The following is a 23,273-nucleotide window of genomic DNA, read 5'->3' as shown; positions in this document are numbered from 1 at the left end:
TTTGCCAACGTGTTCATAGCCAGGCCCTAAGTTCCCACAGCAGTGGGAAGTAGTGCAGGCGTGTCCTACCGCGCAGGTAGGGGGCACCCGTCGAGCCGCCTGTGCCCGACTTGGTGCCGATCTGGCGTTCGACCATCTGGACATGGCGCATCCGCCACAACGCGGCGGTCTCGTCGTGCGTCAGCAGGTCTTCGGCCAGTTGCCACAGGTCGTCGTAGGACCCGCGGTTTCTCGCCACGGCCAGCAGCGAAGTCATGATCTCGTCGTCCGAGACCGGCAGGCCACGCTGGGAGAGGGCTGTCAGATAAGCATCCCACAGCGTGGGCTCGGCGAGCCTGCGGCGCAGCCTGGCCAGCTCCTCGTCGGAGGCGTGACGGAACGAGCCGAGATAGCGCTCGTCCCGCAGCCCGGACAGGAACTCCAGCTCGCGGAACTGCACCGACTGGAACCCGCTGGCGGGCGCCAGGTTGGCGCGGAACTCCATGAAGTCCTGAGGCGTCATCGTCTCCAGGACCTCGACCTGCTCGATCAGCACCCGCTCGACCGCGTGCACCCGCTTGAACAGGTGCCTGGCCTTCCACAGCTCTCCTGCGAACATGGCCTCGCGAGCGCCCTCCAGCTCGTGGAGCAGCAGCTTGAACCACAGCTCGTAGACCTGGTGGATGGTGATGAAGAGCAGCTCGTCGGGGGCCCGCGACTGCGGCTGCTGCTGGGCGAGGAGCTCGGGCAGACGAAGGTAGCCGCCGTACGACAGCCGGCCGCCTTCCTCACCGAACTGCCGGCGCGGAGGACCGGAAGCATCACCGTCGATGCCCACCGAACACCTCCCCCTGACCGCCCGGCCACGCGGGGCCGGGCGCAACGCCTTACCTACCCGATACCACCCGAAAAGGGGACAGACGTCAACGTGACATCGACATGGGTGGATCGTCACCGGAAGTCGAGGAGGGGTCGTTCTTGAGCTCATCGAGCTGCTCCGGCAGCTCGGCGAGCTCAATCAGCTCCGCCTGGCACTGCTCACACGTGTCGAGGTGGCGTTCGAAGGCCTCGTACTCCTCCTCATCGAGGACGCCGAGGACGTAGGCGGCCACCCCGTCGTGCATCAGCCGGCTACCCCCTTGTCCCGCAGCAGCTCGCGGAGAGCCCGGATCCCGTAGTAGAGCCGGGACTTCACCGTGCCCGGCGGGATCCCCAGAATCTCCGCCGCTTCACTTATCGTACGGTCTCGGAGGTAGGTCTGCTCAATGACTTCGCGGTGTTCTTCGGACAGGGACCGCAGCGCGTCCGCGACGACCATCGCCGATAAGGCGCGCTCCGATCCATCGGGCACCGACATCATGTCGACTTCAGGCGGCTCGACCTCCTGCGGCCGGACGCTCTTCCGCCGACGACCATCAATGACTATGCGACGGGCCACTGTCAGCAGCCACGCCCATATGAGGCTTGGTTCCCATTGCAGTCTTGCCGAGTTCCGCCAGGCCCTGACAATCGTCTCCTGCACGACGTCTTCAGCCCACTGAAGGTCGTTACCTGTTGATTTGCGTACGTGGCGCAGCAGAGGGCCGCCGAACTCCTGGTAAAGCACCGCGATGCGGTGCTCCGCCTCGGCATCCGCACTCTCGAACCTGCCGTCGAGGTGACCTAGCACGGGGCACATCTTTACACCTTCGTTATCCAAGCGGTAGCCACTCCGATAACTCCAGTCATTTCTAACTATTCCCGGCCATGCGTGAACCTGGACCGAGACGCCCGCGTACCTCCGACCATGCACAGGCTTTTGCGCGGCGAGATGTTCATGCTCGGCGGCTTCGTCGTAGCCGCTGCCGCGACGATCGCGCTGGTCATGCCGCCGGCGATCGATCCCGCGGCCGCCCAGTGGACGCAGACCTCATCGGGGCCGCTCACGGCCGCCGACCGCGATCTGCTGGTCAAGGTACGCCAGGCGGGCCTCTGGGAGATGCCCGTCGGCGAGTACGCCCAGACCCGCGCCGAGTCCCAGCGCGTGAAGGAAGTCGGCAAATTGATCATGGAAGAGCACATGGAGCTCGACCTGATCACGCGCCAGACCGCGAAGAAGCTCGGCGTGGCCCTGCCCGACGAGCCCAACGCCGACCAGCAGAGCTGGATGGCCCAGCTCGCGGCCGAAAGCGGACCGGCCTTCGACAAGGACTTCGCGAACCTGTTGCGTGCCGCGCACGGCAAGGTCTTCACCGTCGTGGCGGGCGTACGGTCCGGGACGCGCAACTCCGAGATCAGGAAGTTCGCCCAGGAAGGCATCAACTACGTGATGCGCCACATGGGCTACCTGGAGTCCACCGGCCTGGTCGACCACAGCCAGTTGCCCGAACCCCCGACGCCCTCACCCGCTCCACCCGTCGCACTGGCGGTTGAAAAGAGGAGACACACATCATGAGATCCAGACGCATGGCCGCGGCCGTGACCACCCTGGCGGTGGTGGCGAGCGGCCTGGTGTCCGCGGCCGTCATCGGTGTCGGCCCGGTTCTGGCCGACCACTGCGATCCGGCGGAGGCCACCCAGTCACCTCAGGCGAGCCAGACCCAGCAGCCGGATCAGGACCAGAACCAGGATCAGGGCCAGCAGCAGGACCAGGGCCAGAACCAGGACCAAGGCCAGCAGCAGGACCAAGGCCGGCAACAGGACCAGGACCAGGGCCAGCAACAGGATCAGAACCAGCAGGGACAGCAACAAGACCAGCAGGGCGACCAGCAGGGCACCGGACAGGCTGAGGACGAGCAGCAGGCCCCCCAGGGCGGCGGCATCGCGCTGCTCGACCCGGCGCAGCCGCCGGAGACCGACGCTCCGGAGGATCCGGAGGCCGGCAACCCCGAGGCCGAGCCGGAGCAGACCGCCGAGACCTTCGGGCGCCGCCGCGGCGGCGGCAACCAGCCCACCCGCACGCCCACCCCGAGCCCCAGCCAGACCCAGAACCCCGACGACGGCGGGTCCACCGCCGAGCCGTCGCCCACCGGCTCGGCCTCGCCCTCGCCCACCGGGACGGGCGGCGCCGAGGAGGAGTGCGCCGACCTGGGCCCGTTCCCCGAGGACTTCGTGGACATCCGCCAGGTCGCGCCGGTGAACAACAACGCCCGCGCCGGCAGGAACGGCTCGCGCGGCACGTTCGTCTCGCAGTGCGGCACCAACCGCAACGGCCACAACAACCCCGACAACTTCATCGTGGCCCCGGGCGTGAGCAACGGCGCGCACCACCTGCACGACTACGTGGGCAACCTGTCGACGGACGCCTTCTCCACCGACGAGAGCCTGGCGGCGGCCGGAACGACCTGCCGGCTGGGCGACAAGTCCACCTACTTCTGGCCGGTACTCAGGGACCGCAGGTCGGACGCGAACGCCACCGACCCTGACGGCAACGTCGGCCAGGTGCTGCGGCCGCGCGCCGTGACGCTCCAGTTCCGCGGGAACGCCGCCTCCCGGGTGGTCGCGATGCCGAGGTTCATCCGGATCATCACCGGTGACGCCAAGGCGGCCACGAACGGCGGGGCCAACGCCAAGGCCGGTTGGAGCTGCTCGGGATTCCAAAATCGCATAAGTCCCGACAAATACACGCTTTGCCCGCGCGGCAGCCAGGTCCTCCGTATTCTGGACTTCCCCAGCTGCTGGGACGGTCAGAACACCGACAGCGCCAATCACCGCACGCACGTGGTCTTCCCTGACCAGGGTGGTGCCTGCCCGCAGGGCACCAGGGCGATTCCGCAGCTACGCATGACGCTGGCGTACAACGTGCCGCAAGGTCCCTCGTACGCCGTGGACGCCTTCCCTGAGCAGAAGCACAACCCCGTCACCGACCACGGTGACTTCGCCAACGTGATGCCCGACCGGCTGATGCAGTTCGTCGTCTCATGCATCAACCGTGGCCGCCGTTGCTGATCTGAACGTCGCCCTCACAGGCAACGCAGCTCTCCGAGTCGCACCCTCACCCGACCTTGGAGGGAAATAGATGCTCCACAGACGACACCCCAGGCACGCCCCCACTCTGCTGGACACCAGGAACGTCCGGCTGGGGGCGAGCGCCTCCATCGCGGCCCTCGTGCTGACAGTGTTCGCACTGACCAGGACGGAACGCGGGATCGCGCTGCTCGGCCGAGGGGTCGGCTTCCTCGAGTTCTACGCGGGCGTGTTCGCCCTGGTGCTGCTGACCGCGACCGTCGCGCTCGGCCTGCTCACCACGGAACGCGTCTTCCTGTCACCGGCCAACCGGGTCAGGGCCCAGCTCGCTCACCGGGCCACCGCGCTCATCGGGCTGGCGTACCTGGTCACGCACATCACGCTCATGATCAGCCTCGGGCACGTGCCGCCGGGGGCGGCGGTCGTGCCGGTCGCAGGGATCTACGTGGGGCTGGGCACCCTGGCCTTCGACCTGATGGTCGTGGCCGTGGTGACGGGAATGCTCAGGGGTCGGTTCGCGACGCGGACCAGGCCGTGGATGTGGCGGATCATGCATTCCGCGGCGTACCTGGCCTGGCCCGTCGGGATCATGCACGGACTGACGGCCGGCCGCCCGCCGGCCGGCTGGGTGGCCTGGTCGTACGTGGCCAGCATGGCGGCGGTCGGCGGCGCGCTGATCGTCCGCGTGCTGGCGACGGTGCGCCGGCCGCCGGTCGTACCCGAGAAGGTCATCATGCCCGCGGTGACCGCTCCCGCCGCCCTGGGCGTGCCGTCGGAGCGGCCACAGCAGGCCAAGCAGAAGGCTCCGGTCGCGGCCGGAGCGGCGGCGACAGCCGTCAAGGCGCCCGTCAGCCTCGCCGAGGCCCGCCGCAGATACCGGGAGGCAGGATGACCAGGCTGATCCCGTCCGCACCCGTCAAGGAGCGACCGTGATTCCGGCCAGAGTGCCACGGGTGTTACGCATGGGTCCGGCCCGGCTGACCGCCGGGCTGGACCACTGCCGTCGCCTCGATCTGCCCGCCCACCGCACCCTCCACGGCGTCATGGAGCCCAGGGAGCTGGGCGAGCTCATCTCGTACGCCAACGAGGTGGACATGCGCGGCCGGGGCGGCGCGGCGTTCCCGTTCGCCCGCAAGCTGCGCGCCGTGGCCGACGCGGCCCGCTCGGGCGGCGAGTGCGTCGTGCTGGTCAACGGCGCCGAGGGCGAGCCGGCCAGCTCCAAGGACGCCATGCTGCTCACCCGCAACCCGCATCTCGTGCTGGACGGCGCGGTGCTGGCGGCCGAGGCGCTGGGCGCCCGCGAGGTGGTCGTCGCCACGGCCGGTGGCGAGGTCGCCGAGGCGTCCGTCACCGCCGCCGTGAACGAGCGCCGCGCGGCCAACGTGTCCGGCGGAGCCGAGAGCCGGGTCCCGATCAGGGTGGTCGGGATCAAGGAGCGGTTCATCTCCGGCGAGGGTGGCGCGCTGGTCAAGGCCGTGAACGGAGAGGAGGGCATCCCGCCGGGCAGGAAGAAGCGGGCCGCGACGAGCGGCGTGGACGGGCTGCCGACGCTGCTGTCCAACACGGAGACGTACGCGCAGTTCGCGCTGCTCGCCGAGTACGGGCCGGAGAAGTACGCCGAGGTCGGCACCGCCAAGGAGCCCGGCACGATCCTGCTCACGGTCAGCGGCGGCGCGGCCCACGGCGCCGTCATCGAGGCGCCCACGGGGACGTACCTGTCGGACGTGCTCGGCTTGTGCGAGGCGGACATCGGCGACGGCGTGCTCATCGGCGGCTACCACGGCGCGTGGCTGTCGGCGGACGTCGTCGAGACGGCCGTGATCTCGCGCGAGGGCATGAAGCAGGCCGGCGCCACGCTCGGGGCCGGGATCATCGTCCCGCTCGGCGAGTCAACCTGCGCCCTGGGCGAGGCCGCCAGGGTCGCCGCCTACCTGGCGGCGGAGTCCGCTGGCCAGTGCGGGCCGTGCCGGCTCGGCCTGCCCGACATCGCCAAGGCCATGTACGCGCTGGTCGAGGGCACCGGCTCGGTCGACGCGGTACGGCGCGGCGTGCGCGGCGTCGAGCGGCGCGGGGCGTGCTTCCACCCGGACGGCACGGCCAAGTTCGTGCTGTCGGCCCTGGACGCGTTCGAGGTCGAGATCGCCCAGCATCTGGAGCAGGGCTCCTGCGGCCGCCCCGTACTCGGGGTGCTGCCGATGCCGGAGCGCGAGGCCGAGCCCGAGTACCGGCTGGAGGTCGACTGGTCCCGCTGCCAGGGGCACGGGCTGTGCGCGCACCTGCTGCCGGAGTTCGTGGACCTGGACGACTACGGTTTCCCGTCGTTCCGCCAGATCCCGGGGTTCATGGCCAAGGAGGCGCGGCGGGCGGTCGACATGTGCCCGGCGCTGGCCCTGCGGCTGGCCCAGACCAACGGCGGGGACCTCGGCGGCGAGCCCAAGCCCGCGGGCAGGCCGCTGCGGCTCGTCAAGGACGGAGTGATGAAGAAGGCAGGAGAGAGCGTGCCGCGGCTCACCCGCGTCGGCATCGCGCGCGCCTGATCGTGAGGGGGTGTGACGAACCCGGCGGAACGCCCGCGCGTCTTCGCGAGAGGTCACCAGGATCTCCGGGGAGACGCCACGGACCGCCGGGCTTTTCCGCGCGCCGCCGCACTTCCGCCACCGGGACGCTTTCCCGCGTGCAATATGCCGCGAAGGCGACAATTGCCGATATTTCAGAAACGGTGCTGATATATGAATAATCGACGTCACATGATCTTGCCTCGCACGTAAACGGGCTCACCGATCTTCACCATCTCGAACAGCCGCTTGGACGTCGTCAGCGGCACGCGTACGCAGCCGTGGGAGGCCGGGCGCAGCGGCACCTTCGTCGAGCCGTGCATGGCGATGCCGCCCACGAAGTACAGCGAGTTGAACATCGACCCGAGCCGCCCCGTCGTCCAGCCCGGCGCCCGCCGGGAGACGCGGAAGTCGCCGACCGGCGTGATGGCGTTGCCGCAGTGGCCGTCCTCGCAGTAACGCACCTCGGCGCCGGACGAGATGTGCGTGATCAGCGCCGGTTTGCGATCGCGGTAGACGGTCAGGAGCTGGTCGCGCAGGCTGATCTCCACCCGGTCGGCGCCGCCGCCCGGCACCAGCGGGCGGTGGCGCGCCGGCCGCTCCAGCGCCGCCCACACCCGCGACCCGACCTCGCCCTGCGGCATCAACCTGCGGTGCTTCTGCAGCGCCCAGACGGCCATCTTGGTCTGGTCGTCGTAGACGCCGTTGATCTTCCCGAAGTAGTAGCGGCCGCGGTGCAGCTTCGCCTGCAGCAGCTTGACGGCCTCTCCCCGGTCTCCCGGCCGCAGCACGACCCCCGCCACCTGGCCGGCCTGGTCCGTGTGGTCGGCGGAAGCGGGGGCCGGGATCACGCAGACGGCGGCGGCGACACCAAGGGCGGCCATTCTTTGAAGCTTTATCCTCATAAATCAACGCCTACCCGCACCGCCGAGAATTCATGGCTTTTATCAAGCAAAGCCCCGGCTAATATCCGGATCCCGCCAAAACCGGTTATTTCGTATTTAGGCGTCACGTGCGCGCAGCAGCAGCCCGCCGCACGCCAGCGCCGCCACGGCCCAGGCCGCGGCCACGCCGAGCCCCGCCCACGCGCCGATGGGCATGGCGGGCAGGCTCGTGGTGGCCTGGACGGCCAGCCCGGCGTTCATCGGCGACAGCCGCCAGAGCAGGCGCTGCACGTCCTCGTTCCTGATCATCAGGACGACCATCGGGAAGAGGTAGATCAGCCCGAGCACGGCCCCCGCCGCCACCGCCGAGTCCCGTACGGCCGTCGCCACGCCCGCGCTCAGCACGGCGATCAGCACCAGGTAGAGCACGGACCCGGCCGCCGCCCGCAGCGTGGGCCCGTCGGCGAGCGACAGCGGCGGGTAGCCGTGCTCGGGCGTGAAGCCGTTGCCGGGCAGCAGCAGCCGCGCCACCAGCAGGGAGCCGAGCACGCCGAGCGCCCCCGCCACCGACGTCAGCCCGGCGAGCAGGGCGGTCCTGGCGGCCAGCGCGGTCATCCGGCGCGGCATCGCCGTCAGGCTGGTGCGGATCATCCCCGTGCTGTACTCCCCGCACACCGCCAGCACGGCCAGCAGCGCCACCAGCCCCTGGCCGAGCTGCACCCCGAACAGGCCGATCCGGGTGGCGTCCTGGCCGCAGCCCGCCGACGGGCACTCCATCGCACCGGCCGCGGCGGCGCTGCCCGCCACGGTCAGCACCACGATCCCGAGCAGCAGCCGGCCCGGCCCGGCCACCGTGCGCAGCTTGGTCCACTCGGCGTGCAGTTCCCGCCTCACGCGTCCCTCCCGTTCAGGCGGCGGACGGCCAGGCCGAGCGCGAGCGCCGCGTACCCGCACAGCACCGCGAACCCGCCCCACGGCGGCAGCGGGAAGTACCCCATCGCGGGCACGTAGTGCGAGATCACGTGCTCGTACTCCGGCACGCTCTGCTGGATCGCGAACCCGGCGGCCGGGGTGAGCCGCAGCAGCCAGCGCGACACCTCGTCGGGCAGGATGGACGCGGTGCCCAGCACGTACGGGACCACGAGCACCACGATCGCCGCGATGACCGCCGGCGCGCTGCGCCGGAACAGGGCGCCCAGCGCCAGGGCGAGCACGGCGGACACGGCGAGCACGCCCGCGGCGCCCGCGATCACCCGCACCTCCGTGAGCGTGCTCACCGGCAGCGTGAAGATCCTGTTCCCGCGCAGGACGCGCACCGCGAGCGGCACCGTGACGGCGGCCCCCACCAGCCCGGCCGCGAACGTGGCCGCGCCCACCACCACGGCCTTGGCCACCAGCGTCCGGCCGCGCCGCGGGCCTGCCAGCAGCGTCGTGCGGATCAGGCCGCGCCGGTACTCCGCGGTGACGAACAGCACCGCCACCACGATGACCACGACGAGCGCGATCAGCGCGCCGGTCAGCGTCCGCTCGATGGTGCCCTCGGTCGTGTTGGGGGCGATGTCGCCCGTCCCGGTGATGGCGAACGTGTCGCCGTTCCTGACGAGGCCGCCGGGATGGTGCGGCGTGCCGTCGATGTTGAGGTCGACCCCGATGTCGTCCCTGCTCCACGCGCCGCCGGCGGTCGCGCCGGCCACGCCGACCTGGTCCACGAGCGCGGTGACCTCGGTGAAGCGCCCGGCCGAGGCCGTGCCGCCGAGCGGGTTGCTCTCCACCCGCACGTCCGGGGGCGAGGCGGCGAACAGGCCGATGCGCACCTTGGCGGGCAGCCCGTCCAGCCGGGCCGTGCCGACCCTGGTCCACCGCTTCCCGTCCGGTGACTCCTCGCCGGTGATCGTGTCGTTGTCGCGGCTCAGGCGCAGCCAGCGCGGCGATCCGGGCGACACGCCCTGCGCGCCGCCCGCCACGTCCTCGGTGAAGTCGTGCTGCATGCGCACGCCGTGGGCGCCGGTGACCATGACCGCGGCGTACGCGGCCCCCTGCTCGGTGCTCTCCTTGACCATGAGGCCGGCCTTCGCCCACGGCACGACGCCGGCGACGACGTTCCGGACGCCGGGGGTCGCGTCGGGCAGGCGGATCTGGCCGGTCATGGAGTTCACCCGGGCGGTGATGCTGCCGTTGCCGTCCAGCGGCATGCTGACGAAGTAGAAGCGGTCGACGACCGCCGTGCCGCCGGGGCCCAGCACCGGCTCCGGGCAGGGCACCTCGACCGGGCCATTGCTGCACGAGGAGTGGCTGCCGGTGGCGAAGAGCATGCCCAGCCCGACCACGGTGAGGCAGACGGCCACCAGCCCGGCCACCCAGCCGCGTACCGTCCTGAGCTTGGTCCACTCCGCGAGCAGCACGTGGCGGAAGCTCATCGCGCCGCCCCCTTGAACTCCACGGCGTCCCTCGTCAGCTCCAGGTACGCCTCCTCCAGCGTCGCCCGGTGCGCGCTCACCTCCGAGAACGGCACCTGGCAGGCGCCGAGCAGCCGCACCACCTCCTCGGCGGGCATGCCGGAGACGACCACCGTGTCCCGCTCGCTGACGGCCACCGTCGCCCCGGCCCCGGCCAGCGCCGCCATGGCTGCCGACCGGGACGTGGTGCGGAGCGTCACCCGGTCCTGGGACGCCGAGGCGATCAGCTCGGACACCGCGACGTCCGCGACCACCCGGCCGCGCCCCGCCACCACGAGATGGCCGGCGGTGTCCTCCAGCTCGCTCATCAGATGGCTGGAGACCAGCACCGCGCGCCCCTCGGCGGCCAGCGACCGCAGGAACCCGCGGATCCACACGATGCCCTCCGGGTCCAGCCCGTTGAACGGCTCGTCCAGCATGAGCACCGGCGGGTCGCCGAGCAGGGCGGCGGCGATCCCCAGCCGCTGCCGCATGCCCAGCGAGAACCCCCCGGCCCTGCGCCGCGCCGCCGCCGCGAGCCCCACCTGCGCCAGCACCTCGTCCACGCGCCGCGCCCCCAGCCCCTGCGAGTGGGCCAGCCACAGCAGGTGGTTGCGGGCCGTGCGGCTCGGCTGCAGCGCGCCCGCGTCGAGCAGCGCGCCGACGTGGCTCAGCGGGCGGCGCAGGCTCCGGTACGGCCTGCCGCCCACCAGCGCGCGCCCCTCGTCGGGCGCGTCCAGGCCGAGCACCACGCGCATCGTCGTGGACTTGCCCGCGCCGTTCGGCCCGACGAACCCGGTCACCCGGCCCGGCAGCACCGTGAACGTCATCCCGTCCAGCGCCGTCGTCCGGCCGAACCGCTTGCGCAGCCCGGCGACTTCGATGGTTGCTTCCATGTCCAGGCACACTAGGTAGCGGCGCCCGGGGTGGTCGTCACGCCGGGGAGCGATCCTCGGGATCACTCGTGCCCGGGAGGGGCCGTCCCTCCTGGGAGGGATGTCATGCGGGGGGTGGCGGGGAAACAATGGGGTCCGTGGAGCGAGCGTACGACCGGCGGGCGGCGGGGCCGGGGCCGTACAGGCGGCTCGGGACGGGCGCGTCCCGGCCGCCAGGGGCGTGGGCGAGTGCCGCTCGGCGGATCGCCACGGCCCGGTACGCGCCGGTCGTGCTCATCGCGCTGCTGGCGCTGGCCGGCGTGGCCCAGGCCATCGCGCAGGCGGAGCACGGCCCGGGCCTGGTCTTCTCGAACACCGAAGCCGTCCCGGCCGACATGGCGCGCGGCCCGGCCGGCATCGAGCCCGGGACGCGGCTCCCGCCGGACGGGCGCCCGGAACCGGTCCCGCCGACCATTCTCTTCCCGCTGCTCGCGCTGGCCACCACGCTCCCGCCGGCTCTCCTGTGGAACCAGCCCGGCACCGCCGGGCTCCTGGTCACGGGCGCGAGCCTGCTGTCGATCACGGCCTTCCACACCTTCACCCCCGCCGGGCTGGCGGTCCAGCTCGTCGCGGCCTACCGGTTCGGCGGGCCGCCGTGGCGCGCCGTGGCGCTCACCGCGCCGTTCCCCCTGCTGGCGGTGGTGGCGGAGGCGGCCGCCCGGTCCGGGGGTTCGGTACGCCTGCTCACGCTGCTGCTCGGCTGCCTGGCCCCGGCCGCGGCGCTGGCCGGGATCGCCCGCCGCGCCCGCCACCAGGCCAGGGCCGACACGGCCGCCCGGCAGGTCATCGCCGACAGCCTGCTGGAGCACACGGCCCGCGGCGAGCGCGCCCGCATCGCCAGGGAGCTGCACGACGTGGTCGCCCACCACATCTCCATGGTCGCCGTGCAGGCCGAGACCGCCCGGCTGGCCGTCCCCGGCATGCCCGCGGCGGGCGCGGAGCGGCTGCTGGCGATCGGCGACACCGCCAGGGCGGCGCTGACGGAGATGCGCCGGCTGCTCGGTGTCCTGCGCGAGGACGCGGAGGCGGCGACGACCTGGCGCCCGCAGCCCGGCCTGCGCCTGGACGAGCTGAACGAGCTGCTCGACGAGTCCCGCGAGGCGTCGGGCACCAGCACCCGGCTGATCCTGCGCGGCGCGCCGGTGGAGCTCGATCCCGGCGTGGAGCTGGCCGCGTACCGGATCGTCCAGGAGGCACTCACCAACGCCCGCCGCCACGCGCCGGGGGCGGCGGTGGACGTGGAGCTCGACTACACCGGCGACACCCTGCGCCTCCTCGTCCGCGACAACGGCCCTGGCCCCGCGGAGGGGGCCGGCGGGCACGGGCTGTCCGGCATGCGGGAGCGGGCGGCGGCGGCCGGTGGCGAGCTGCGCACGGGGCCCGCGCCCGGCGGCGGTTTCCTGGTCGAGGCGCGGCTTCCCGGCAGGGACGCCTCGTGATCCGGGTCGTCATCGCCGACGATCACCTGGTCGTCCGTACGGGGTTCGCCGAGCTGCTCGACACCCAGCCGGACTTCGAGGTCGTCGGCACCGCCCCCGACGGGGCCGAGGCGGTGCGGATGTGCCGCGAGCTGTCCCCCGACGTCGTGCTCATGGACGTGCGCATGCCGGGCATGAGCGGCATCGAGGCCACCAGGCTGGTGGCGGGCCCCGAGGGGCCGCGGGTGCTCATCCTGACGACGTTCGACCTCGACGAGTACGTCTACGACGCCCTGCGCGCGGGCGCCAGCGGCTTCCTGCTCAAGGACGTCACGGCCGAGCGCCTCTTCGACGCGGTCCGCGTGATCGCCGCCGGTGACGCGCTGCTGGCCCCGGCCGTCACCCGCCGCCTGATCGGCGAGTTCGCCCGCCTGACCCCCGCGCGGGGCCGGTCCGGCGCGGCCCTGTCGGCGCTCACCCCGCGCGAGACGCAGGTCCTGCGGCTGGTGGCCGAGGGCCTGTCGAATCTCGAGATCGCCGACCGGCTGGTGGTCACGGAGGAGACGGTCAAGACCCACGTGAGCCGCGTGCTGAACAAGCTCGGCCTGCGCGACAGGACCCAGGCCGTCGTCACCGCGTACGAGTCGGGCCTGGTCGTCCCCGGCGAACGCGGCTGAGGCTCAGCGGGTGAGGGCGGCCTCCTCCGGCCGGGCCGGGCAGGCCGTGCGGCGGTACTTGCCGGGCGCCACGCCGTACTCCCGTTTGAAGGCGTTGGCGAAGGCGAACTCCGAGCCGTAACCCACCCTGGCGGCGATCTCGCTCAGCGGCGCGTCGGTCTCCCGCAGCAGGCGGCCGGCGCTCGACAGGCGCCACCAGGTCAGGTAGGCCAGCGGCGGCTGCCCCACGAGCTCGGCGAACCGGCGCGCGAACGCCGCCCGCGACAGCCCCGCCCGCGTGCCCAGGTCGGCCACGGTCCACGGGTGGGCCGGGTCGCGGTGCATGGCGTCGAGCGCCGCGCTGACGGCCGGGTCGGCCAGCGCCGCGGCCCAGCCGGTGACCTCGCAGTGCCCGTGCTCGGCCGCGAACCAGGCCCGCAGGATGTACAGCAGCAGCATGTCGAGCAGGGACGACACGACCGTGTCGGCGCCCAGCCCAGGGCGGTGGATCTCGGCGCCCAGCAGCTCGACGGCGGCGCGCACCTCGGAGTGCAGGCCGGGCACCGCCGGCAGGTGGATGAGGTCGGGCAGGTCGCGCAGGAGCGGGTGCGCCCGGGTGGGATCGAGCCGGTAGCCGCCGCACAGCAGCACCGTGGCCGCGCCCTGCCCCTCCATCGAGGCCGAGGCGAACAGGCCGGCCTCGTCGGTGTACGGGTCGCAGTGCGGCTCGGCCACCGGTGTGGACGGGCTGTCGGCCATGGCGTAGCCGTGCCCGCGCGGGAAGAACACGACGTCACCCGCGGACAGCGCGACCGGCGGCCCGTCGGGCGGCAGCAGCCACGTGGCCCCGCGCAGGACCACCTGGAACCCGGCCGACCCCGGCGCCGCCGGGAACCGCTGGCCCCAGGGCGCGCGCCACTCGATCCGGGCAGAACGGGGCCGGCCGGTCCGCATGACGGCGATCACGTCGCTGAGCACGTCCATACCGGGAACTCTAGCGCGGAAGACGCTGACGTATGAATGGAAGACCTGAACGCATTGGCCATCTCTCCAGCCCTCCCTACGGTGGTGTGCGACGAGAGGAGAACGAGAGTGGGACGGATTCTGGTGACCGGGGCGACCGGCACGGTGGGGCGGCACGCGGTGGCGCTGCTGCGCGAGGCCGGGGCCGAGGTGGTGACCCTGAGCGGCAGGGACGGCGACCTGCGGGACCCGGCGACCTTGCCGCCGCTGGACGGGGTGACGTCGGTGTTGCTGATCTGGCCGTTCGCCACCGCCGACGGCGCGCGGGAGGTGCTGCGGGCGCTGGCGGGACGGCGCGTGGTCTACCTGTCCTCCGCCGCGCGGCGCGGGTGGGAGCGCGAGGTCGAGCGGCTGGTCGAGGAGGCGGCCGGCGAGTGGACCTTCCTGCGCCCGCACGCCTTCGCGGCGAACGCGCTGCGGTGGGCCCGGCAGGTGCGGGCGGGCGTGGTGCGGGCGGCGTACGGGGCGGCGGGCATGCCGGTGGTGCACGAACGGGACATCGCGGCCGTGGCCGTACGGGCGCTGCTGGACGCCGGGCACCACGGCGCGGCCTACGCCCTGACCGGGCCCGAGACGCTCTCCCAGGCGGACCAGGTGCGGATCGTCTCCGAGGTCACCGGGCTTCCGGTGCGGTGGGAGGAACTGGCGCCCGAGCAGGCCCGCGCCGCCCTGCTGGCCGGGGGCTGGCCGCCCGGCGCGGTGGAGGAGGTGCTGCGGGCCCAGGCGGAGCTGGTGAGCCGGCCGGTGCCGGTCACGTCCGCGGTCGAGGAGGTCACGAAGGCTCCGGCGAGCCCGTTCCGCGAGTGGGTACGGGAACACGCCGCCGCCTTCAGCGCCGCCCCGCAGGCGGCTTCCGCGATGCGGGCGGCGCGGATCCACGAGTTCGGGGACGCTTCCGTGATCCGCGCCGACGAGGTGGCGATCCCCCGCCCCGGCCCCGGGGAGGTGCTCCTGGAGGTGGCCGCGACCTCGTTCAACCCCTCGGAGATCGGGCTGCGCTCCGGGCTGCTGCCCGAGGTGTTCCGGGCGAGCCTGCCGCACACCCTCGGCTGGGACGTCTCGGGCACGGTCGTCGAGACGGGCGCGGGTGTCGGCGGCCTGGAGCCAGGGGACCGGGTGTTCGGGATGGTGGACGGAGCGGCGGCGGAGTACGTCGTGGCCCCGGCGGACGTTCTGGCCAAGGCCCCGCGGAGCATCCCGCTCGCCGACGCCGCCGCCGTCCCCGTGGCCGGGCTCACCGCCTGGCAGGCGGTCCACGAGCACGCCCGCGTCACGCCGGGTCAGCGGGTGCTGGTCAACGGCGCGGGCGGCGGGGTGGGCATGTTCGCCGTGCAGCTCGCCAAGCTGGCCGGCGCGCACGTGACCGCCACCGCGAGCCCGCGCAGCGCCGCCGCGGTCCGGCGGCTCGGGGCCGACGACGTGATCGACTACACCACGACACCGCTGCCCGCCGACGTGGACGTGCTCCTGAACCTGATCCCGGCCGCGCACGAGCCGGCCGGGCATACCCGCACGACCGTCCCAGCCGGCGAAGCGGCCGGGCAGGCCCGTACGACCGTCTCGATCGCCGGGGGCGACGGCCACTTCGTGATGCGCTACGACCCGGGCGAGCTGGCCGCCCTCGCCGCCCTGATCGACGACGGCGCGCTCACGGTCGAGATCGCGGAGTCACACCCGCTGACGGAGCTCGCCCAGCTCCACCGGCGAGCCGAGGCAGGCGACCTCCGCGGAAAAATCACCATCCTCATGGGGTGAAGTGGCGCAACACCTCGGGGTTGGCCATGGCGTCGGGATTGGCCGCGTCCTCGACGGGCGTGCCGAGCAGGATCTTGCGTACCGGCACCTCGAGCTTCTTGCCGGACAACGTCCGCGGGATGCCGGGGACGACGCGGATCTCGTTCGGCACGTGCCGGGGCGACAGCTCCCTGCGCAGCGCCTCGCACAGCCCCCGCTCCAGGGCCTCGGTCAGCTCGGCGCCCTCGATGAGCGTCACGTAGAGCAGCAGCCGTCCCTCCTGCCCGAGCTGGCCCGTGTCGATCACCAGGCTGTCCGCGATCTCCTCGAACCGCTCGACGACCCGGTAGAACTCGCTGGTGCCCATCCGCACGCCGCCGCGGTTGAGCGTCGAGTCGGAGCGCCCGTAGATCACGCAGCTCCCGTCCTCGTTGATCTTGATCCAGTCGCCGTGCCGCCACACCCCGGGATAGACGTCGAAGTAACTCTCGGTGTACCGCTCGCCCCCGGGGTCGTTCCAGAACATGACCGGCATCGACGGCATTGGCAGGCTCAGCACCAGCTCCCCCACCTCGCCGACGACCGCCTTGCCCAGGGCGTCGTACGACTCCACCCGCGCCCCCAGCGACCGGCACGGGATGATCCCCGCCCTGATCGGGTGCAGCATGGTGGCCCCCACGAACCCCGTGCACACGTCGGTCCCCCCGGAGAACGACCCGATCGGCACCCCGGGCAGCTCGGCGGCCACCCAGGCGAACCCCTCCGGCGGCAGCGGCGACCCGGTGGAGCCGACGCCGCGCAGCCGCTCCAGCCCCTCGGGATGGATGCCGGCCTTCAGCGAGGCCATGATGTACGGCGCCCCGACCCCGAAGTACGTCACGCCCTCCGTGTCGGCGATCCGCCACAGCGCGGCGGGCGACGGGTGGGTGGCCGACCCGTCGTACAGCACGGGCGTGGCCCCCACCAGCAGGGCGCCGATGAGGTAGTTCCACATCATCCAGCCCGTGGTGGTGTACCAGAAGAACACATCGCCCTCGCCCAGGTCCTGGTGGAAGGCGAGCGACTTGAGGTGTTCGAGCACCACGCCGCCGTGCCCGTGCACGATCGGCTTGGGCAGCCCGGTCGTGCCGCTGGAGTAGAGGATCCACAGCGGGTGGTCGAACGGCACCCGCTCGAACTCCAGCGGCCCCTCCTCCGCCCGCAGCCCCTCCCAGCCGATCACCTCGCCGTGCGGCACCTGGCTGGTGCGCCCGGGGGCGGGCTCGGCCTGCTGCGGCGCGCGGCCCTCCTCGGCCGCCGCCAGGTACGGGATCCACACGGTCGCCCGCAGCGTGGGCAGCTCGGCGGCGATCTCGTTGACCGCGGCCGAGCGGTCGTAGCTCTTGCCGTTGTAGTGGTAGCCGTCCACGGCGATGAGCACCTTGGGCTCGATCTGCTTGAACCGGTCGACGATGCTCGGCACGCCGAAGTCGGGCGAGCCGGCCGACCAGATCGCGCCCAGCGAGGCGGTGGCCAGGCAGGCGATCAGGGCCTGCGGGATGTTGGGCAGGTAGGCGGCCACCCGGTCGCCGCGCCCGACGCCGAGCCGCAGCAGCCCGGTGCGCACCCTGGCGACCTCCTCGCGCAGCCCGGCCCAGGTCAGCTCCTGCCGGCCGCCGTCCTCGGAGACGAAGACGAGGGCGATGCCCTCGTCGGTGCGCCGCAGCGCGTTCTCGGCGTAGTTGAGCGAGCTGCCGGCGAACCACGTGGCGCCGGGCATCGTCCCCGAGAGCACGGGCCCGTCACCCCGATCGCCGATCACCTCGAAGTAGTCCCAGACCGACGTCCAGAACTCCGCGGGCCGATCGACGGACCACCGCCACGCGTCCTCGTAGTCGACGGGCCGGCCCAGCCATCGCAGGTAGTGGGTCAGCCTGGCGGACTCGACGATCTCTTCGCTCGGCTCCCAGAGAAGCTCGCCCTCAGCAACCATATGCCTCATCCTGTCGCCCGTACGGGGGAAAGTCATACCCGGCCTTCCCCATAACTTGCTACCTCCGTAGGTGGTCCACCGCCATACGCGCGGCCGTGCCGATCACCGCGTCGGCGCGCGGCTGGATGAGCGCGGTGCCGAAGGAGCGGGTGAAGACCGACACCGCGTACCGGCCGCCGTCGGGGTACTCGACGACGCCCGTCTCGCAGCGCAGCGTCGGCATCGTGCCCGTCTTGCCGCTGACGGCCACGTCGTCGTACGGGAAACCCGAGGCCATGCGGTGCGGCCACACCTGCATGTTGAGCACGCCCCGCATCCACGCGCACGACGGCGCGGAGGCGACCTCGTCGCGCCAGATCATCCCGAACAGCCTGGCCATCTCCCGCGCGGTGCTGCGGTTGGTCCGCGCGGGGTCCAGCACGCTGAGCCGGGCGATGTCGTCGGGATCCACGAACGGCCACGCGTGCCCGGTGTCCACGTCCATGCTGCCGAGCATCTCCCCCGAGCCCTGCGCCACCCGGGTCTCCTTCAGCCCGAACGCCTCCAGCATGGTGTTGATCGCGTCGAACCCCACCCTGCCCAGCAGCTTGTCGGCCGCGGTGTTGTCGCTCAGCGCGATCATCAGGTACGCCAGGTCGCGCAGCGAGATCGTCACGTCGTCGAGCATCGAGGAGATCCCGGTCGGCCCGGACACCCGGTCGGCCGCCGTCACGGTGACCCGCTCGGTCAGGTCGAGCAGCCCGGCGTCGGCCTGCCGGCACAGCGCCACCAGCAGCGGCACCTTGAACATCGAGGCCGTGGGCATCGGCTCGTCGGCGCCGTGCCCGAGGTCGTGCCCGGTGTCGACGTCGGCCGCGTACAGCCAGCCGGTGACCCCGGCGGCCCGGAACAGCTGGTCGAAGGCCGGCGCGCTCATGCCAGCATCCCCGGCCTGCGGCTGACCCGCCGCACGGGTGCGGCGCCTTCGTGGGTCATCCCGGCGCTCTCCTTCAACGTACGTACGGCCGCGGCCGAGAAGTCGCCGACCGCAGGCGTGGCCGCGCGCCAGGCGGTGGAGACCCGGCTCGTGATCGGCGAGCCTAGCAGCGGCCGCCAGGCCAGCCCCGGCAGCTCCGTCCTCGGCCCGAACGCCACCGCCGCCCCCGCCAGCACCAGCCCGAGCCCGGCGCCTTCGTGCACCTGCGCGGGCACGAAGCCCTGGCGGCGGCACTCGGCGAGCACCTCGGCGCGCCAGCCCGGCTCGCCCTCCTTGGGCGGCATCAGCAGCTCGCGCCCCGCCAGGTCGGCCAGGTGCACCTCGCCGACGCTCGCCAGCGGGTCGCCCTCGGCCAGCAGCACGCCCTGCGCCTGCACCAGCACCTGGCCGAACGTCAGGCCGGGCGCGGTCACGGGATGGCGGACGAGGCCGACGTCGATCGTGCCCTCGGCCAGCGCCGTCACCTGGTCGGCGGTCCAGACCTCGGCGGGCGCGAGGCGCACCTCGGGGCTGCTCTCGCGGAAGGCCGCGACCAGGGCGGCCAGCACCGTCGCGGCCAGGTCGGGCGGCACCCCCACCTTCAGCACCGTGCCCCGGCCGCCCTGCCTGGCCAGCTCGTGCAGCCGGTCCACCCGGCCGACGATCTCGCGGGCCTCGCCCAGCAGCAGCCGGCCCGGCTCGGTGAGCCGGACCTGGCGGGCGGACCGGTCGAACAGCCGCACGCCGAGCTCCTCCTCCAGCCGCTTGATGCGCTGGCTGAGGGGCGGCTGGGCCATGCCGAGCCGGATGGCGGCGTTGCCGAAGTGCAGCTCCTCCGCCACCACGATGAAGTAGCGGAGATGTCGGACTAGGTCCATGAGCAGCAACTATATCCAGATTTATATCTAGGAATCGCTCATATCAATATTGGACACCGTGGCGCGGGCTCTGGTGTCCTCTGCGTCATGGCACCACAAACGGGGCGAATCTATGGCAGACGACGCCGCAGGCGATGGCCGTGGATCGTGGCGGCACTCCTGATCCCGGCCCTCGTGGCGGGCGGCGTCATCTGGGCGCTGCGGGTCGAGGGCTCGCCCGAGAAGACGGCCGAGCAGTACCTGGCGGCCTGGTCCGCCCAGGACTACGCGGCGATGCGGGCGCTGGTCGCCGACCCGCCCGCCGACTTCGAGCGCCTGCACCGGCGCTTCCTCACCGACCTCAAGGCAACCCGGGCCGCCTTCCGCCCCGGCGAGGCGTCGGACGGCGACGCCGTCGCCTTCAAGGCCGCCCTCACCGGCGCGCGCAACTGGGAGTACGACGGCAGGCTCCGGCTCGTCGAGCAGGACCGCACCTGGAAGGTGGCCTGGACGCCCGCCACCCTGCACCCCCTGCTGAAGAAGGGCATGTCGCTGAAGGTGGTCGCGCAGAAGGGCGACCCCGTCCGCGTCCTGGCCGCCGACGGCGCCAACCTCAACACCGCGAGCGCGCCCGGCTCGGCGCAGCAGCTCGTCGAGGGTATGAAGCAGACCTTTCCCGACCGCTTCGAGGAGCTGTCCCGGACGAGGATCGACCTCTACCAGGGCGACGAACGCGTCAAGACCGTCGCCGAGCAGCAGGCCGGGAAGGAGCCGATCCAGACCACCATCGACCTGAAGGTGCACCGCGCGGGGGCCGAGGCACTGGAGGGCACGGACAAGCCGGCCTCCCTGGTCGCGCTGCGGGCCTCCACCGGGGAGATCCTGGCCGTGGTCAACGCGCCGGGCGGGTTCAACCGGGCGCTGCTCGGCAAGTACCCGCCGGGCTCGACGTTCAAGGTCGTGACGGCCTCCGCGCTGGTCGCCGGCGGGGTCGAGCCGGGGCAGCAGGTGACGTGCCCGGCCGAGAAGAACATCGGCGGCTTCCCGTTCCACAACGCGGGCTTCGAGGACTTCGGCACGCTGTCGTTCCGCGACGCGTTCGCGCACTCGTGCAACACCACGTTCGGCGAGATGAGCGTGGCCGAACTGAACGGTGGCCGGCTCGGCGAGGTCGCCAGGAGCTTCGGCTTCGGCACCGCGATCACGCCGGGGGTGCCGGCCGTGCGCGCCGAGTTCCCCGACCCCAAGGACGACACGGACCTCGCCTCCGCCTCGATCGGGCAGGGCAGGGTGCTGGCGAGCCCGCTCAACATGGCCTCGGTCGCCGCCGCCATCGCCTCCGGCTCCTACATCCCGCCCCGGCTGGTCACCGGGGAGCCCGTCCCCGGGCAACAGCAGGCCGGCCCGCGCCCGCTGGAGGGTGGCGTGGTCAAGGCCCTGCGCCGGCTCATGCCCGCCGTCGTCACGGACGGCACCGCCCACGGGGTCAGCTTCCCGGCCGGCACGGCGGGCAAGACGGGCACGGCGGAGTACGGCTCGGGCAAGGAGCCGCCCGCGCACTCGTGGTTCATCGGCTACCAGGGCGACCTGGCGTTCTCCGTCATCGTCGAGGGCGGCGGCGCCGGGTCCGCCGTCGCGGCCCCGATCGCCGCCCGCTTCCTCCGCGCCCTCCCCTGACACCCGCTGCGTCCCCGTGCGTCTCGCCGCGCGCCCTGCGCTCCCCTCACCAGGGACCCGCCGAAGTGCGGCGGGGTCGCCGGGCGACGGCGACCGGTCAGGCGACCAGCGCGCCCCGCACGGCGCCGGCCTGGCGACGAGCATGCCGGAGGCGGCATGTGCCTGGCGACAAGCGTGCCCCACGGCGCCGGCCTGGCGACGAGCGTGCGGGGCGGCGCCAGCGCGAGGCGCAGGCCGGTGAGGCCGTCAGCGCGACGCCCGGTCCAGAGGGGCCGTCAGGGCCGCGACCGCCGCCACCACCTCCGAGGCGTTGGACAGGTCGGGCAGCACGATGTCGGCCCCGGCCTCGCGCAGCTCGGAGGCCATCGACCGCCCGGAGGCGACCCCGATCATCCCGGCCCCGCCGATCTTGGCCGCCTGCACGTCCCGCGTGGAGTCGCCGATCACCACCGTGTTGGCGGCCGTGAACGGCGTCCCGAGCCGCTGCTTGGCGCGCGACTGCGCCACCTGCAGCAGGGTCGCCTTGGGGTAGACCTCCTCGCCGTACCCGCCGAGCTCGAAGTCCACGTGCTTGTCGAGCCCGAACGCCTTCAGCTTGTGCACGGCGTTGGCCCGGATCGTGCCGGTCAGCACCGTCTGCACCACCCCGTCGAGCCGCGAGACGGCCTTCAGCGCCGCCTTGGCCCCGGGCATCATCCGCCCGTCCCCCGCCAGCCGCCCGCGCCGGTCGGCGAAGGCCGTGGCGAGCGCCGACAGGAACCTGGGCAGGTGATCGTCCTCGGCCACGATGCCGTTGACGGCGAGCGTCTCGAAGACGATCTCGGAGTCGGGCCGCCCCATCGGGGGCACGAGCTTGACCAGCGGTCGCCCGGTCACGACGCGGAACGCCTCGGCGTAGGCGTCTCTGGTCACGATGGCGACGTCGACGAGCGTCAGATCGACGTTCCACAGCACAAGGCGGTTGATGGCAGCCTCCTGAGGGGTCCCTGCAAGGGTACGGCCGTCGCCGCCGTCAGGGCGCCCGCCTGAGCGATTACAGCATGGTCAGACGTAGTCGAGAGCGTCGGAGAGCCGGTCGACCACCGGCAGCCCGGTCTCCTCCAGCTCGGCCCTGGTGGTCATGCCGCCGGTGTAGAGCACCGCCCTGGCTCCCACGTGCTTGGCGGCGAGCCCGTCGTCCACGCTGTCGCCGATCACCAGGATCTCGCCGGGGTCGACGCCGATGGCCTCGATGTGGGCGGTCATGTGGGCGGCCTTCTCGCCGCCGAGGGCGCCGGTGAGGCCGTCGATCCTGGTGAAGTGCCGGGTGATGCCGAACGACTCGACCTTGGGCACCAGGTGGTCGTGCGGGGCCATCGAGCAGAGCGACTGCGTGCCCGTCCAGGTCGAGAGGATGACCTCCGCGCCGGAGGCCAGCTGGCACACGTCGCACAGCCGGAAGTAGTGCTCGTGGAACCCGGCGTCGAGCTGCTGCCACTCGCCCTCGGCGAGCGGGCGGCCGAGCAGGCGCTCGTAGGCCACCCAGATGGGGCGGGTGAAGACGGCGCGGAAGCCGTCGAGGGTCAGCTCGGGCAGTTCGTAGGGCTTGAAGATCGCGTTGGTGGCTTGGACCACGGCTTCGGAATCGTGGAAGAGCGTGCCGTTCCAATCCCAGATGATGTGCTTCGTCATGTCGAGGCTAGCCTAGATGGCCGGTGTGACCTCCGGATGAACCGGGGGCTGCGACCGCGCGGCCGCAGCCCCTCGCCGCCGCTAGCGGCAGGCCTTGCCCGTGGTGCCCTGGCCGTTCTGGCCGCCGTTGCCGCCGTTCCACTGGATGCTGACGCTGCCCCAGGCGCACATGTCCTTGGCCGAGAGCATGTCGCCCCAGTGGCGGCCGCCGTTGCCGGCCTTGAAGCTGAACCGGTTGTGCCGGCCGTCCGCGGTGTAGACGTTGATGGTGCCGCGCGCGGAGGAGGCGGTCTTGACCTCGGTCCAGTTGGTCTGGCACCGGCCGGACCACATGAGCTTGATCGTGCCGACCTCTCCGTGGATCCTGCTCTTGATCGCGGCGGTCCTCACGACCCTGGCCGAGTTGCCGCAGCCCGACCGGTAGGGGTCCTGGTGGTCGTACGGCTTGAGCGCGGCCTGGGCCTGCGCTGGCGAACCGGCCAGGAGAGTCACCGCACCTACAGCGATCGCTGCGACTCGACGCATCACGTGGAACCGACTCCTTCTGTCAGACGACTCGTGCTGGGTGGCGACCCTA

At 72.4% G+C, this 23,273-nt stretch carries 22 protein-coding genes; 8 read left to right on the top strand and 14 right to left on the bottom strand.

What is annotated here, in order from left to right; all coding sequences use genetic code 11:
• Positions 1–13: 13 nt before the first annotated feature.
• The 3 genes from AB0I79_RS17250 to AB0I79_RS17240 form a co-directional block, all read right to left on the bottom strand.
• Positions 14–817 (bottom strand): tryptophan 2,3-dioxygenase family protein, encoded by an 804-nt coding sequence (locus tag AB0I79_RS17250; protein WP_357873422.1) that lies wholly within the window; start codon positions 815–817, stop codon positions 14–16.
• 85 nt (positions 818–902) lie between these two features.
• Positions 903–1,103, bottom strand: a complete 201-nt coding sequence (locus AB0I79_RS17245) for a zf-HC2 domain-containing protein (RefSeq protein WP_357873419.1) — start codon at positions 1,101–1,103, stop codon at positions 903–905.
• A complete protein-coding gene (locus AB0I79_RS17240) occupies positions 1,103–1,657 on the bottom strand; it encodes a sigma-70 family RNA polymerase sigma factor (protein WP_206067967.1) in 555 nt (184 codons plus the stop codon). Before AB0I79_RS17240 ends, AB0I79_RS17245 begins: the two co-directional genes overlap by 1 nt.
• A 132-nt stretch (positions 1,658–1,789) precedes the next feature.
• On the opposite strand from AB0I79_RS17240, the gene AB0I79_RS17235 reads away from it, so the two are divergent.
• The 4 genes from AB0I79_RS17235 to AB0I79_RS17220 all read left to right on the top strand — a co-directional run bounded on the left by AB0I79_RS17235 (position 1,790) and on the right by AB0I79_RS17220 (position 6,461).
• Entirely contained in the window at positions 1,790–2,413 is a 624-nt protein-coding gene (locus AB0I79_RS17235) for a DUF4142 domain-containing protein (RefSeq protein WP_357873416.1), read from the top strand.
• Positions 2,410–3,906 (top strand): DUF1996 domain-containing protein, encoded by a 1,497-nt coding sequence (locus tag AB0I79_RS17230; RefSeq protein ID WP_357873413.1) that lies wholly within the window; start codon positions 2,410–2,412, stop codon positions 3,904–3,906. The genes AB0I79_RS17235 and AB0I79_RS17230 overlap by 4 nt, the downstream gene beginning before the upstream one ends.
• Before the next feature lie 70 nt (positions 3,907–3,976).
• The gene (locus AB0I79_RS17225) at positions 3,977–4,816 is read left to right on the top strand and encodes a hypothetical protein (protein WP_357873410.1); all 840 of its coding nucleotides are present in this window, start codon (positions 3,977–3,979) and stop codon (positions 4,814–4,816) included.
• 70 nt (positions 4,817–4,886) lie between these two features.
• A complete protein-coding gene (locus tag AB0I79_RS17220) occupies positions 4,887–6,461 on the top strand; it encodes an NADH-ubiquinone oxidoreductase-F iron-sulfur binding region domain-containing protein (protein WP_357874269.1) in 1,575 nt (524 codons plus the stop codon).
• A gap of 206 nt (positions 6,462–6,667) precedes the next feature.
• On the opposite strand, the gene AB0I79_RS17215 is transcribed toward AB0I79_RS17220, so the two are convergent.
• From AB0I79_RS17215 to AB0I79_RS17200, 4 genes are all read right to left on the bottom strand, one after another.
• A complete protein-coding gene (locus AB0I79_RS17215; protein WP_357873407.1) occupies positions 6,668–7,363 on the bottom strand; it encodes a L,D-transpeptidase family protein in 696 nt (231 codons plus the stop codon).
• Between the two features lie 117 nt (positions 7,364–7,480).
• Entirely contained in the window at positions 7,481–8,257 is a 777-nt protein-coding gene (locus AB0I79_RS17210; protein WP_357873404.1) for an ABC transporter permease, read from the bottom strand.
• Positions 8,254–9,780, bottom strand: a complete 1,527-nt coding sequence (locus tag AB0I79_RS17205; protein ID WP_357873402.1) for an ABC transporter permease subunit — start codon at positions 9,778–9,780, stop codon at positions 8,254–8,256. Before AB0I79_RS17205 ends, AB0I79_RS17210 begins: the two co-directional genes overlap by 4 nt.
• Positions 9,777–10,694 carry an ATP-binding cassette domain-containing protein gene (locus AB0I79_RS17200; protein WP_357873399.1) on the bottom strand — a complete coding sequence of 306 codons (918 nt, stop codon included), beginning with the start codon at positions 10,692–10,694 and terminating at the stop codon, positions 9,777–9,779. The genes AB0I79_RS17205 and AB0I79_RS17200 overlap by 4 nt, the downstream gene beginning before the upstream one ends.
• Positions 10,695–10,831: 137 nt before the next feature.
• Here AB0I79_RS17200 and AB0I79_RS17195 point away from each other — a divergent pair, with 137 nt between their 5' ends.
• On the top strand, positions 10,832–12,172 hold the full coding sequence (locus tag AB0I79_RS17195) for a sensor histidine kinase (protein WP_357873396.1): 1,341 nt from the start codon (positions 10,832–10,834) through the stop codon (positions 12,170–12,172).
• Positions 12,169–12,828 (top strand): response regulator transcription factor, encoded by a 660-nt coding sequence (locus AB0I79_RS17190; RefSeq protein ID WP_357873393.1) that lies wholly within the window; start codon positions 12,169–12,171, stop codon positions 12,826–12,828. The genes AB0I79_RS17195 and AB0I79_RS17190 overlap by 4 nt, the downstream gene beginning before the upstream one ends.
• Positions 12,829–12,831: 3 nt before the next feature.
• On the opposite strand, the gene AB0I79_RS17185 is transcribed toward AB0I79_RS17190, so the two are convergent.
• Positions 12,832–13,791, bottom strand: coding sequence for an AraC family transcriptional regulator (locus AB0I79_RS17185; protein ID WP_357873390.1), 960 nt, complete (start codon positions 13,789–13,791; stop codon positions 12,832–12,834).
• A gap of 108 nt (positions 13,792–13,899) precedes the next feature.
• On the opposite strand from AB0I79_RS17185, the gene AB0I79_RS17180 reads away from it, so the two are divergent.
• Positions 13,900–15,585 carry a zinc-binding dehydrogenase gene (locus AB0I79_RS17180; protein ID WP_357873387.1) on the top strand — a complete coding sequence of 562 codons (1,686 nt, stop codon included), beginning with the start codon at positions 13,900–13,902 and terminating at the stop codon, positions 15,583–15,585.
• Here AB0I79_RS17180 and AB0I79_RS17175 read toward each other — a convergent pair.
• From AB0I79_RS17175 to AB0I79_RS17165, 3 genes are read right to left on the bottom strand one after another with little or no spacing between them, the layout of a single operon-like run.
• Entirely contained in the window at positions 15,575–17,536 is a 1,962-nt protein-coding gene (locus tag AB0I79_RS17175; RefSeq protein WP_357873384.1) for an acetoacetate--CoA ligase, read from the bottom strand. The genes AB0I79_RS17180 and AB0I79_RS17175 overlap by 11 nt on opposite strands.
• Positions 17,537–17,594: 58 nt before the next feature.
• The gene (locus tag AB0I79_RS17170; RefSeq protein ID WP_357873381.1) at positions 17,595–18,452 is read right to left on the bottom strand and encodes a serine hydrolase; all 858 of its coding nucleotides are present in this window, start codon (positions 18,450–18,452) and stop codon (positions 17,595–17,597) included.
• Positions 18,449–19,369: a LysR substrate-binding domain-containing protein gene (locus AB0I79_RS17165; protein ID WP_357873378.1), complete on the bottom strand. Its 921-nt coding sequence runs from the start codon at positions 19,367–19,369 to the stop codon at positions 18,449–18,451. Before AB0I79_RS17165 ends, AB0I79_RS17170 begins: the two co-directional genes overlap by 4 nt.
• Positions 19,370–19,516: 147 nt before the next feature.
• On the opposite strand from AB0I79_RS17165, the gene AB0I79_RS17160 reads away from it, so the two are divergent.
• Entirely contained in the window at positions 19,517–21,025 is a 1,509-nt protein-coding gene (locus tag AB0I79_RS17160; RefSeq protein ID WP_357873377.1) for a penicillin-binding transpeptidase domain-containing protein, read from the top strand.
• Positions 21,026–21,271: 246 nt separating this feature from the next.
• Here AB0I79_RS17160 and AB0I79_RS17155 read toward each other — a convergent pair whose 3' ends face one another.
• The 3 genes from AB0I79_RS17155 to AB0I79_RS17145 form a co-directional block, all read right to left on the bottom strand.
• A complete protein-coding gene (locus tag AB0I79_RS17155) occupies positions 21,272–21,979 on the bottom strand; it encodes a haloacid dehalogenase-like hydrolase (protein ID WP_357873374.1) in 708 nt (235 codons plus the stop codon).
• Between the two features lie 90 nt (positions 21,980–22,069).
• The gene (locus tag AB0I79_RS17150) at positions 22,070–22,696 is read right to left on the bottom strand and encodes an HAD family hydrolase (protein WP_357873371.1); all 627 of its coding nucleotides are present in this window, start codon (positions 22,694–22,696) and stop codon (positions 22,070–22,072) included.
• An 81-nt stretch (positions 22,697–22,777) separates the two neighbouring features.
• Positions 22,778–23,188, bottom strand: coding sequence for a DUF2690 domain-containing protein (locus tag AB0I79_RS17145; protein ID WP_357873368.1), 411 nt, complete (start codon positions 23,186–23,188; stop codon positions 22,778–22,780).
• Positions 23,189–23,273 lie beyond the last annotated feature (85 nt).

This window comes from Nonomuraea sp. NPDC050202, assembly GCF_040656115.1.
Taxonomy (GTDB): Bacteria; Actinomycetota; Actinomycetes; order Streptosporangiales; family Streptosporangiaceae; genus Nonomuraea.
The sequence above is the reverse complement of the archived record's forward strand: the minus strand, read 5'-3'. Positions and strand labels throughout refer to the sequence as shown.

Coding starts and splice junctions, on each gene's coding strand:
- AB0I79_RS17245 (WP_357873419.1), bottom strand. CDS start 1,103: ATGCACGACGGGGTGGCCGCCTACGTCCTCGGCGTCCTCGATGAGGAG.
- AB0I79_RS17240 (WP_206067967.1), bottom strand. CDS start 1,657: ATGTGCCCCGTGCTAGGTCACCTCGACGGCAGGTTCGAGAGTGCGGAT.
- AB0I79_RS17235 (WP_357873416.1), top strand. CDS start 1,790: ATGTTCATGCTCGGCGGCTTCGTCGTAGCCGCTGCCGCGACGATCGCG.
- AB0I79_RS17230 (WP_357873413.1), top strand. CDS start 2,410: ATGAGATCCAGACGCATGGCCGCGGCCGTGACCACCCTGGCGGTGGTG.
- AB0I79_RS17225 (WP_357873410.1), top strand. CDS start 3,977: ATGCTCCACAGACGACACCCCAGGCACGCCCCCACTCTGCTGGACACC.
- AB0I79_RS17220 (WP_357874269.1), top strand. CDS start 4,887: ATGGGTCCGGCCCGGCTGACCGCCGGGCTGGACCACTGCCGTCGCCTC.
- AB0I79_RS17215 (WP_357873407.1), bottom strand. CDS start 7,363: ATGGCCGCCCTTGGTGTCGCCGCCGCCGTCTGCGTGATCCCGGCCCCC.
- AB0I79_RS17205 (WP_357873402.1), bottom strand. CDS start 9,780: ATGAGCTTCCGCCACGTGCTGCTCGCGGAGTGGACCAAGCTCAGGACG.
- AB0I79_RS17200 (WP_357873399.1), bottom strand. CDS start 10,694: ATGGAAGCAACCATCGAAGTCGCCGGGCTGCGCAAGCGGTTCGGCCGG.
- AB0I79_RS17185 (WP_357873390.1), bottom strand. CDS start 13,791: ATGGACGTGCTCAGCGACGTGATCGCCGTCATGCGGACCGGCCGGCCC.
- AB0I79_RS17175 (WP_357873384.1), bottom strand. CDS start 17,536: ATGGTTGCTGAGGGCGAGCTTCTCTGGGAGCCGAGCGAAGAGATCGTC.
- AB0I79_RS17170 (WP_357873381.1), bottom strand. CDS start 18,452: ATGAGCGCGCCGGCCTTCGACCAGCTGTTCCGGGCCGCCGGGGTCACC.
- AB0I79_RS17165 (WP_357873378.1), bottom strand. CDS start 19,369: ATGGACCTAGTCCGACATCTCCGCTACTTCATCGTGGTGGCGGAGGAG.
- AB0I79_RS17150 (WP_357873371.1), bottom strand. CDS start 22,696: ATGACGAAGCACATCATCTGGGATTGGAACGGCACGCTCTTCCACGAT.